Raw genomic sequence first — 12,266 nt, forward strand, 5'->3', positions numbered from 1 at the left:
ACGTGCTCGACGCGCGCCTGAATCCGGTCCCGGCCGGCGTGCCCGGTGAGCTGTACCTGGCGGGTGCGCAGCTGGCGCGCGGCTACCACGGCCGGGCGGATCTGACGGCGGAGCGGTTCGTCGCCTCGCCGTTCGGCGACGGCGAACGGCTCTACCGCACGGGTGACCTGGTGCGGTGGGACCCGGCGGGTCGCCTGGAGTACGTCGGACGCACGGACTTCCAGGTCAAGATTCGCGGTTTCCGCATCGAGCTCGGCGAGATCGAGGCCGCGCTGCGCGGCGTCGACGGTATCCGGGACGTGGCGGTGATCGTCCGCGAGGACGACCGGGTCGGACCGCAGGCGATCGCCTACGTGGTGCCGCAGCCCGGCGTCGTGCTCGACGTCGCCGACGTGAGCACGCAACTCGGGCGGGACCTGCCGTCGTACATGGTGCCGGCGGCGTTCGTGGTGCTCGAGGCGCTGCCGCTGAACGTCAACGGCAAGCTCGACCGCAGGGCGCTGCCGGCGCCGGTGTTCGAGGCCCGGGAGTTCCGGGCCCCGACCACCGTCACGGAGGAGGCCGTGGCGCGGGTGTTCGCCGAGGTGCTCGGCCTCGAACAGGTCGGCCTCGACGACGACTTCTTCGCCCTCGGCGGCGACAGCATCGTCTCGATCCAGCTGGTCTCGCGCGCGAAGGCCCGCGGCGTGGTGTTCACCCCGCGGGACGTGTTCGAACGCAAGACCGTCGCGGGTCTGGCGGAGATCGCCACCCTCACCGGCGGTGGGGAGGGTGCACCGGCCGAACTGCCCGGCGGCGGTGTCGGCGACGTCCCGCTGACGCCGGCGATGCGTGACGCGCTCGACGCCGCCGGCCCCGTCGAACGGCTCGCCGTGTCCACGGCGGTGACGCTGCCCTCCGGCGTCGACCACGACGCCCTGGCCGGGGCGATCGGCGTGCTCGTCGACCACCACGACGCGCTGCGTGCGATCGTCGAGCACGACGGCGACGGCGCCGTCGCCCTGCGGGTGCGTGCCGCCGGCACCGTCGACCCGGAACCCCTGCTGGCGCAGGCGGAACCGGCAGCCGGCGCGGCCGACGACGTGCGGGCCCGCGCCGAGCGGGCCCTCGGGGCGGCCGTCGAGCGACTCGACCCCGCCGCGGGCCGGATGGTGCAGTTCGTCCGCGTCGACGACGGGCGCGGCGAGGCGCTGCTGATCGTCGCCCACCGGTTCGTGGCCGACGACGCGTCCTGGCGCATCCTGGTCGACGATCTGGCCGCCGCGTACGACGCCCTCGCGGCCGGACGCCCGGTGGTGCTGCCTCCGGTCGGCACCTCCCTGCGCCGCTGGGCGCACGGGCTGGTCGAGGCGGCCGGCCGCCCCGAGCGCCGCACGGAACTCGCACTGTGGCGGTCGATCCTCGACGGACCGGACTTCCCGATCGGGGACCGCCCGCTCGACCCGGCCGTCGATCTCGGCGCCACGGTCGAGCAGGTGCGCAGCACCGTCCCGGCCACGGACACGGAGGCGCTGCTCACCGCGGTGCCCGAGCGGTTCCACGGCACCGTCCGTGACGGTCTGGTCACCGCGCTCGGCCTGGCGCTGGTGCGGTGGCGCCGGGACCGGGGGATCGACATGACGTCCACGCTGCTCGCGGTGGACGGGGACGGACGCGACGCGGCCGTGGTCCCCGGTGCCGACCTGTCCCGGACCGTCGGATGGTTCGCCACCGCGTTCCCGTTCCGCGCCGGGTTCGAGGGAATCGACCTCGACGACGCGTTCGCCGGGGGACCGGCGATGGGCACCGCCGTCAAGGCGGTCAAGGAACAGCTGCGGGCCCTGCCCGACGGTGGTGCCGGCTTCGGGCTGCTGCGGCACCTCGACCGCGATTCCGCCGGGGAACTCGGCGCTCCGCGGCCGCAGGTTGCGTTCCACTACGGTGAGCCGGTCCCGGCCGCCGCGGGCGGCGCGTGGGCGCCGGCGGATGCGTTCGGCGACCTCACGGTCCGCCCCGCCGGCCTGCCCGTCACCGCGACGGTCGACGTCGCGGCGACCGTGTCGTACGGCCCGGAGGGCCCGCAGCTCGAGGCGCGCTTCGGCTTCCCCGCCGGGGTGGTCGAGCGCTCGGAGATCGAGGAGCTGGCACAGCACTGGCACGAGGCGCTCGCTGCGCTGGCCCGCCACGTCCGGGAGCCGGGCGCCGGGGGCCTGACCCCGTCGGACGTGCCGCTCGTGTCGGTCGCCCAGCACGACCTCGACGTGTGGCAGTCGCGGTACCCGTCGGTGACCGACGCGTGGCCGCTGTCGCCGCTGCAGGCGGGTCTGCACTTCCACGCGCTCATGACCGAGGCGAGCGTGGACGTCTACACGATGCAGGCGGTGCTCGAGCTCGGCGGTGTGGTCGATCCGGGACGGCTGCGTGCCGCGGCGCAGGCGCTGCTGGACCGGTACCCGAACCTGCGGGCGGTGTTCGTCACCGATAGCGGCGATCCCGTGCAGCTGGTGCTGGGTGACGTCGAGGTGCAGTGGCGGCACGAGGACCTCGGCGGCCTCGCCGAGGACGACCGCGACGCCGACCTGGCCCGCATCCTGCGCGACGAGCAGGTCCGGCGCTTCGACCTCGGCACCGCCCCGCTGATCCGGTTCCTGTTCGTCGACGTGGCCGAGGGCCGCTCGCTGCTCGCGGTGACGGTCCACCACATCCTGCTCGACGGATGGTCCATGCCGGTCCTCATGCAGGACCTCATGGCGCTGTACGTCACGCACGGGGACACCACTGCGCTCCCGGCCGTCCGCTCCTACCGGGAGTTCCTCGAGTGGCTGGCGGAGCAGGACCGGGAGGCGTCGCTCGCGGTGTGGGCGAAGGCGCTCGCCGGCGTCGAGGAGCCGACCGTCCTCGCCCCGTCGGTGCGGCATCCCGACGCGGACGCCATCTCCTCGGTGCACGTGGTGTTCGACGAGGAACGCGCCGCGGCGGTGACCGCCCTGGCCGCGAGCCTCGGGGTCACCGTGAACACCCTGGTGCAGGCGGCGTGGGCGGTGCTGCTCGGCCGGATCGTGGGACGCCCCGACGTGACCTTCGGCGCCACCGTGTCCGGCCGGCCGGCCGAGCTGCCCGGCGTCGAGTCGATGGTCGGCCTGTTCATCAACACCCTGCCGGTGCGGGTGGACACCGATGACGACGAGACCGTCGCGCAGCTGCTGCGCCGCGTGCAGGCACAGCAGGCGGAACTGCTCGGCCACCACTACCTGGGTCTGACCGAGATCCAGCAGCGGGCGGGCGGCAGGATCGGATTCGACACGCTGCTCGTGTTCGAGTCGTACCCGATCGACCGGGCCGCGCTGTCCTCCGCCGCCACGGACCTCGACGGCATGACCGTCACGGACGTCCGGCTCGACGACGCGACCCACTACCCGCTGACGCTGCTCACCCTCGCGCAGTCGGAGATCGTGTTCACCTTCAAGTACCTGGAGCGGTACTTCGACGAGACGGAGGTGACCGTGCTCTCGCAGCGGTTCGTGCGGGTCCTCGACGCCTTCGTGGCCGACGCCCAGGCGGCGGTGGGGGACATCGACCTCATGGACGCCGCGGAGCGGGCACACCTCGTCGCCGAGGCCGAGCCGGCGGCGGCCCCGGTCGCGAGCACCGGCCGCACGCTCGCCGCCGTGCTGGCCCACGTGGTCGAGGAGGATCCGGAAGCCCCGGCCGTGGCCGTCGACGGCACCGAGGTGCCGTACCGCGAGCTGGACGCGCGGTCGTCGCGGCTGGCGCGGCTGCTCATCGCGGGCGGCATCGGCACCGGCGACGTCGTCGCCGTCGCCGTCCCGCGGTCGGTGCAGTCGGTGGTGGCGCAGTGGGCGGTCGCCAAGACCGGCGCGGCCCTGCTGATGGTCGATCCCGGCGGCCCGTTCGTCGGGACGCCGGGCGCCGCAGGGGTGACGCTGGGCTTGACCGTGGCGGAACTCACCGCCGGCCTGCCCGGCACCGTCACGTGGCTGCAGCTCGACGACGAGCAGCTGCGCGCCGAGCAGGCGGCGCAGGCCGCACACCCCGTCTCGTACGCGGACCGGCTCCGCGTCGTCGAGTCCGAGAGCCCGGCCCTGATCACCGCGACCCGCACGTTCACCCAGGCCGAGCTGATCGACCGGATCGGCGAGCTGCGCGAGCAGTACGGCCTGACGTACGAGTCGCGCAGCGCCGCGGTCGGGTCGACCGCGGCGGAGGCCGGTGCGCTCGAGCCGCTGCTGGTCACGGCCACCGGCGCGACGGTCGTCGTGGTGCCCGAGGGCGCCGACTCGGGGGAGGCACTCGACGCCGCCCTGTACGACGAGTGGGTCACCCACGCCCACCTGACCGCCGACGCGCTCGACACCCTCGAACCCGGGGGGCTCGAGGATCTGGCGGTGGTGGTCGTGGTCGATCGGGCGCCGGAGGACCTGCTCGAGCGGTGGCGCACGGCCAATCGGGTCGTCGTCGACTGAGGTCCGGCCCGCCGCGGGGGGGGTCCCCCTTTTTTTTGGGGGGCGCCCCCCCGCGTCCGGTCCCGGCGGGGGCCCGAGGGTAACGTCGCGGGCGCATCGGTGGATGAACGAGTGGCGGCTACCGGCCGGTACGGTCCCGCCGAGGGCGCCGGGCGCAGTGACTATGCTTGCTCGTTCGCGCGCGAGCAACGGAACCGAAGCGAAGGATGTGGGCATCTACATGCGGTCTTCTCGACACGACGGCAGCCTGGGCGGGAGCGATCCGGCGATCGCTCCCCAGTCGCCGGCCGTGGAGCGCCGCGAACGTCCCGCCCGCAGCCGCCGGCCCGCCCCCACCCGCCCCCAGCGGGGCTCCCGCACCCGCACCCAGGCGACGTTGCTGCCGCAACTGCTGGTATCGGCCGTGGAGGAACGCGGCGACCACCCGGCGGTCGTCGCGGCGGGCGGGGCGACGCTCACGTACCGGGAGCTGGACGAGAAGTCGTCGCAGCTGGCGCGGCTGCTGATCGAGCGGGGCATCGGCCCGGGCGATGTGGTGGCGGTCGCCGTGCCCCGCTCGGTGGAGTCCGTCCTGTCCGTGTGGGCGGTGGCGAAGTCGGGGGCGACGTTCCTGCCCGTCGACCCGAAGTACCCGGCCGAGCGGGTCCTGCACATGGTGTCCGACTCCGGCGCGGCCGTCGGCCTGACCCTCACGGCCTTCGCCGCGGACCTGCCGGGCTCGGTGCGGTGGACCGCGCTCGACGATCCCGGCGTGGCCGGTGACATCGCCGCCCGCCCCGGCCACCCGGTGTCGTACGCCGATCGGATCCGGCCGCTGTCCGAGCTGCACCCGGCCTGGATGATCTACACCTCCGGGTCGACGGGCCTGCCGAAGGGCGTGTCCGTCCCGCACACCGGCATCGCCGGCCTGATCACCGCCGAACGCGAGCACTACCGGGTCACCGCCGAGGCGCGGGTGCTGCACATCTGCTCGCCCAGCTTCGACGTGTCGATGCTCGAGCTGCTGAGCGCCTTCACCGCCGGCGCGACCCTGGTGGTCTCGCCGCCGACGATCGTCGGTGGCACGGACCTGGCGGAGCTGCTCGCGGCCGAGCGCGTCACCCACACCTTCATCACCCCGGCGGCGCTGGGGTCCGTCGACCCGCAGGGCCTGGACGACCTGCGCGTGGTCGTGGTGGCGGGGGAGAGCTTCGGTCCCGATCTCGTCGAGCGCTGGGCCGCGCCCGGCCGCGACTTCTTCAACGGATACGGGCCGACCGAGGCGACCGTCCTCGCGGTGAGCAGTACCCCCTTGCACCCGGGGGAGCCGATCCGCATCGGCACCCCGATTCCCGGCGTGGGGGCATACGTGCTCGACACGCACCTGCGCCCGGTCCCCGCCGGTGTCACCGGTGAGCTGTACCTGGCGGGCGCACAGCTCGCGCTGGGGTATCACGCCCGTCCGGGCCTGACCGCCGACCGGTTCGTCGCCAATCCGTTCGCCGACGGCGGGGCGCGCATGTACCGCACCGGCGACCTCGTGCGCCCGACGACAGCGGTGTGACCGAGTACCTCGGTCGCTCCGACTTCCAGGTCAAGATCCGCGGCTACCGCATCGAACTCACCGAGATCGACGCGGTCCTCGTCCGGCACCCGGACGTCGAGTTCGCCACCACCGTGGGCCGCGCCCTGCCGTCCGGGGAGACCGCGCTCGTCTCCTACGTCGTGCCGGCCGCCGGGGGCGCGGACCTCGACACCGGCGCTCTCGTCGAGTTCGCGGCCGGCTTCCTGCCCGACTACATGCTCCCGGCGGCGGTCGTCCCCATCGCCGAGGTGCCGCTCAATCCCGTCGGCAAGCTCGACCGCGCGGCCCTTCCCGCCCCGGTGTTCGCGGTCCGGGAGTACCGGGCGCCGCAGACCCCGGCCCAGCAGGCCGTCGCCGACGTCTTCGCCGACGTCCTCGGCGTCGAGCGGGTCGGTCTCGACGATTCGTTCCTCGACCTCGGCGGAAACTCCCTCGTCGCCACCCGGCTCGTCGCCCGGCTCGGCGCGGCCCTCGACACCCGGGTGCCGGTGCCGCTGGTGTTCGAGGCGCCGACGGTGGAGGCGCTCGCGGCGCGGCTCGAGTCGCAGGCCGGCTCGGGTGCCGTGGCGCTGGTCGCCCGCGACCGCCCCGAGCGGATCCCGTTGTCGCTCGCCCAGCAGCGCATGTGGTTCCTGAACCGGTTCGCGCCCGAGTCGGCGGTGGACAACATCCCCGTCGCGATCCGGCTCGCCGGGCGCCTCGACGTCGACGCCCTGCACGGCGCGGTCGCCGACCTCGTCGCCCGGCACGAGTCGCTGCGCACCGTCTACCCGGAGATCGACGGCGACGGCTACCAGGTGGTGCTGCCGGCGGGCGAGGTCCTGCCGGATCTCGCTCCCGTCGAGGTGGCCGCCGAGGACGTTCCCGCTCGCGTGCTCGAACTGGTCGGCACCGGGTTCGACGTCACCGCCGCCGTGCCGTGGCGCGTCGCGCTGTTGCGGATCTCCGACGAGGAGCACGTGCTCGTCTTCGTCGTGCACCACATCTCCGGCGACGGTTTCTCCATGACGCCGCTGACCCGCGACGTCGTCGCCTCCTATCGGGCGCGCACCCGCCACGAGCCGAATCCGCTGCCGCCGTTGTCGGTTCAGTACGCCGACTATGCGCTCTGGCAGCGCGAGGTGCTCGGCGACGAGGACGACCCGGAATCCGTGCTGTCGCGGCAGCTCGACTACTGGCGCGCGCAGCTCGCCGACCTGCCCGAGGAACTCACCCTCCCGGCGGACCGGCCCCGTCCCGCTGTGGCGTCCAATCGTGGTGCCGCCCTTCATGTCCCGATCGACGGCGAACTGCATGCGGCGCTCGCCGACCTGGCCCGCACCCACAACGCGAGCGTGTTCATGGTGGTGCACACGGCGCTGGCCGTGCTGCTGGCCCGGCTGTCCGGCACCGACGACATCGCCGTCGGCACCCCCGTCGCGGGCCGCGGCGAGGCCGCCCTGGACGACCTGATCGGCATGTTCGTCAACACGCTGGTGCTGCGCACCGCCGTCGAACCCGGTGAGCCGTTCGCCGACCTGCTCGCCCGGGTGCGCGGCACGGACCTCGAGGCGTTCGCGAACGCCGACATGCCGTTCGAACGGCTCGTCGAGGTGCTCGACCCGCCCCGCTCGCAGGCCCGGCACCCGCTGTTCCAGGTGATGCTCACCTTCCAGAACCTGCCGCAGTCCGCCCTCGAGCTGCCCCACCTGAGCATCTCCGGGGTCGAATTCGACACGGCCATCGCGAAGTTCGATCTGCAGGTCACCGTCGCCGAGCATCTCTCGGAGCGCGGCGCCCCCGGCGGCATGACCGTCGAACTCGCCTACGCCACCGATCTTTTCGACGCCCCCACCATGCGGTCCCTCGCCCACCGGTTCACCCGGATCCTGCGCGGCGTCACCGCGGACGCCGCCACCCCGGTCGGCGCGCTGCCGTTCCTGGACGACGCCGAGGCCGAGCGGATCCTCACCGAGTGGAGCACCCTCGGGCCCGGGGCCCGGGTGCCCGCAGCGGCGACCCTCGTCGACCGCTTCGACGCCGTCGTCCGCCGCAGCCCCGACGCCCCGGCCGTCACGTTCGCCGGACGCACCCTCTCGTTCGCCGAACTCGACGCGCGCGCCAACCGCCTCGCCCGCCGGCTCGTCGCGGCCGGAGCGGGCCCGGAGGAGCTCGTGGCCGTCGCGCTGCCCCGGTCGGCCGAGTTGATCGTGGCGCTGCTGGCGGTGCTCAAGTCCGGTGCCGCGTATCTGCCCACCGACACCACGTATCCGGCGGAGCGGCTGCGGTACATGCTCGAGGACGCACGTCCGCGCTGCGTCGTCACCACCACCACCACCGGTGACGGCGACGCTCTGCCGGACGTCGGCGTGCCCCGGGTGTACGTCGAGGACGACGACCCGCACGCGCCGTCCGGGCCGCTCGCCGACGCCGAGCGGAGCGCGCCGCTGCATGCGGACAACCGCGCCTACGTCATCTACACCTCCGGCTCCACCGGCCGCCCCAAGGGCGTCGCGGTCACCCACCGCAACGTGCTGACCCTGTTCGCCAACGCCGAACCGCTGTTCGGGTTCGGTGCCGACGACGTGTGGACGCTGTTCCACTCCTACGCATTCGACTTCACGGTGTGGGAGCTGTGGGGACCGCTGCTGTACGGCGGCCGGCTCGTCGTCGTCGACTACCTCACCTCCCGCTCGCCCGAACAGTTCCTCGAGCTGCTGCGGGCCGAGCGGGTCACCGTGCTCAACCAGACCCCCTCGGCGTTCCTTCAGCTCGACGAGGCCGACCGGGTGGCGTCCGTGGAGCGGCCCGACGCCGATCCGCTCGCACTGCGGTACGTCGTGTTCGGCGGTGAGGCGCTCGACCTCGGCAAGCTCGACGGCTGGTACCGGCGCCGGCCCGTGGCGCCGACGCTGGTCAACATGTACGGCATCACCGAGACCACGGTCCACGTGTCGTTCCTGGCCCTCGACCGCGGCGCCGCGCGCCCCGGTGCCGCCAGCCGGATCGGCCGCTCCCTGCCGGGGCTGCGGCTGCGGGTGCTCGACCGGCGGCTGCAGCCCGTCCCGGTCGGCGTGCCGGGCGAGAGGTGTACGTCTCCGGTGACCAGCTCTCCCGCGGCTACCTCGGCCGGCCGGGACTGACCGCCGCGCGGTTCGTCGCCGACCCCTTCGGGGCGGGCCGGCTGTACCGCACCGGCGACGTCGCGCGGTGGAACGCCGACGGCGAGCTCGAGTACGCCGGGCGCAGCGACGCGCAGGTGCAGTTGCGGGGCTTCCGCATCGAGCTGGGCGAGGTCGAGGCGGCGCTGCTGCGTGCCGACGCGGTGGCCCAGGCGGTCGCCGTGGTCCGCGACGACGGTCTCGGCGACCGGCTCGTCGGCTACGTCGTGCCGCGCGCCGGCGCGGACGTCGACGTGGCCCGCGTGCGCGAGCAGCTCGGTGCCTTCCTCACCGGCTACATGGTTCCGGACATCGTGGTCGTCCTCGACGAGCTGCCGCTCACCGTCAACGGCAAGCTCGACCGGCGCGCCCTGCCGGTGCCGCAGGCGACCGCCACCACCGCGGGCGCGCGCCGCGAACCGGCCACCGACGCCGAACGCGCCGTCGCGCAGGTGTTCGCCGACGTGCTCGGCGTCGAGCGGGCCGGTGCGGACGACTCGTTCTTCGAGCTCGGCGGCAACTCGCTCATCGCGACGCGGGTGATCGCGCGGATCAACGAGTCGCTCGGAACCGCCCTCGCGATCCGCGAACTGTTCGAGGCACCGACGGTCGCCGAACTCGCGGCCCGGGCCGACGCGCACGCGGAGTCGGCTCCCCGGCCCGCGCTGACCGCCGGGCCCCGCCCCGACCGGGTGCCGCTCTCGCTCGCCCAGCAACGCATGTGGGTGCTCAACCAGCTCGATCCCGCCTCCGCGAGCTACAACATCCCGCTCGCGATCCGGCTGCGTGGCCGCCTCGACACCGCGGCGCTCACCGCCGCGGTGCGCGACGTGATCGAGCGGCACGAGTCGCTGCGCACCCGGTACCCACAGGACGAGACGGGGCCCTACCAGCACGTCCTCGACGCGGACGCGGTCCTGCCCGCGGTCGTGCCGGTCGAGGTGGCGTCCGAGCAGGAGGCGTTCGCCGAGGTCGTCGCCCTCGCCGCCGAGGGCTTCGACGTCTCCGCGCAGGTGCCGGTGCGCGGCCGGATCGTCTCGGTCGGCGTCGACGACCACGTGCTCGCTCTCGTCGTCCACCACATCTCCGCCGACGGTGCGTCGCTGGCGCCGCTGGCACGGGACCTGATGACCGCCTACGCGGCGCGGTTGTCGGGCGGCACGCCGTCTTGGGCGCCGCTCGAGGTGCAGTACGCCGACTACGCGCTCTGGCAACGCCGGGTCCTCGGCGACGCCGACGATGCGCAGTCGCCGGCCGGCGCCCAGCTGTCCTACTGGCGTTCCCGCCTGGCCGGGGTTCCCGAACTGCTCGACCTGCCCACGGACCGGCCCCGGCCGCCGCAACCCTCGCTGCGCGGCGGCACGGTGGCGGTGGAGGTCGACGCGCAGATCCGGCAGCGGCTCGACGCCCTCGCACTCGAGCACCGGGCGTCGCTGTTCATGGTCGTCCACGCGGCGCTCGCCGTGCTGCTCGCCCGGCTCAGCGGCACCCACGACATCGTCGTCGGCACGCCGGTCGCGGGCCGCGGTGACCGGCGCCTCGACGACCTCGTCGGGATGTTCGTCAACACCCTCGCCCTGCGCACGGACGTGGACCCGGCGGCGACCTTCGCCGAGCTGCTCGACCGGGCCCGCGCCGTCGACCTCGAGGCGTTCGGCCACGCCGACGTGCCGTTCGAGCGGGTGGTCGACGACGTGGTGGCCGTGCGCTCCCCGGCCCGGCATCCCGTATTCCAGACGGTGCTGTCGTTCCAGAACACCGAGGCCGCGCGCCTCGAACTGCCGGGTCTCACCGTCGAGGCCCTCGACGCCGGTGAACTCGCCGCGAAGTTCGACCTGCAGGTGACGGTCGATCCGCGTGAGCACCCGGGCGGCTCGGCCGCCGGCGAGCACCCGGGCGGCTCGGCCGCCGGCATGCACGTCGGATTCACCTACGCCGTGGACCTGTTCGAGGCCGGCACCGTCGCGACGTTCGCCGAACGCTTCGTGACCGTCCTGCGCGCCGTCGCGGAGACCTCCGACGCGGTGGTCGGGGACATCGACATCCGCACCGAGGCCGAGCGCACGGCGCCCACGGTCCTCGAGCCCGAGCCGGTGGCGGCCCCCGACCGCGTCGAGCGGACGGTGCCGCAGGAGTGGCAGGTCGCCGTGGAGTCCGATCCCGAGGCCCCGGCATTCGTCGCGGACGGCGTCGAGGTCACCTACCTCGACCTCGACCGCCGGTCGTCGCAGTGGGCGCGGTATCTCATCGCCCAGGGCGTCGGGCCCGGCGACGGCATCGCGGTCGCCGCGCCGGCGGGCCCCGAGCTGATCACCGCGCTCTGGGCGGTGACCAAGGCGGGTGCCGCGATCGTGCCCGCTGTGTCCGGCTCCACCACGCCTGCGGAGACGCCCGGGCTCGGCTTGACGACGACCGGGGCGGATGCCCGTCGGTCCGCCGCCGCGCGCTGGGTGTGCCTCGACGACCCGGCGACGGTGGCCGCCGTGGACACGCTGTCCCACCGGCCGGTCGACTACTCGGAGCGGGTCCGGGTCCTGCAGCCGCAGCACCCCGCGCTGTGGGTGGCCGGCCGCGTGCTCGACCACGGCGAACTGGTCGCCGTCGTCCGCGGCGGTGCGGCCGCGCTGAAGCTGGACTACGAGTCGCGGTCGCTGGTGTGCGACCTCACGGCGGAGCAGTGGCGCATCTTCGCGATCCTTGCTGCCGGGATCGCGGGGGCGGTGGTGATCGTGCCCGAGCCCGGCGCCGACCTCGCCGCCGTCGTGGCCGACGAATGGGTGACCCACGCGTTCGTGCCGTCTTCGCTGGTAGACGCGTTGAACGACGCGCCGGGCGACGACCTCGGGGTCGTGGTCGTCACCGACCGCGACGAGGTCCCGGCGGGGTCCGTCGCGGCGGGCGGGCAGTGGACAACAGTGGCCGCCGTCGACCCATGGAGTATGCGGAACTGAATACCGGCCGGTAGATTCCTCCCGGGCGGGACGAGTTCTCCATGCTCTTCCCGCGTGTGGAAGGAGCTGTATCCGTAGTGCAACGCAGGAGCCCGGTCCGGGCAGATCGAGGTCCGGGCGCGTGAGGCGAGAGCCGGGGGTGCGGCGC

Annotated in this window: 1 protein-coding gene and 1 pseudogene; both read left to right on the forward strand. The window is 74.0% G+C overall.

Annotated elements, in window-relative coordinates; all coding sequences use genetic code 11:
* On the forward strand, positions 1-4,463 hold a 4,463-nt coding region (locus tag ACWPOB_RS22855), incomplete at its 5' end, for a condensation domain-containing protein (RefSeq protein ID WP_455402227.1).
* Between the two features lie 220 nt (positions 4,464-4,683).
* Positions 4,684-12,118: pseudogene (locus ACWPOB_RS22860) on the forward strand (amino acid adenylation domain-containing protein).
* The last annotated feature ends 148 nt before the right edge of the window (positions 12,119-12,266 follow it).

The organism is Rhodococcus sp. 2H158, assembly GCF_053764755.1.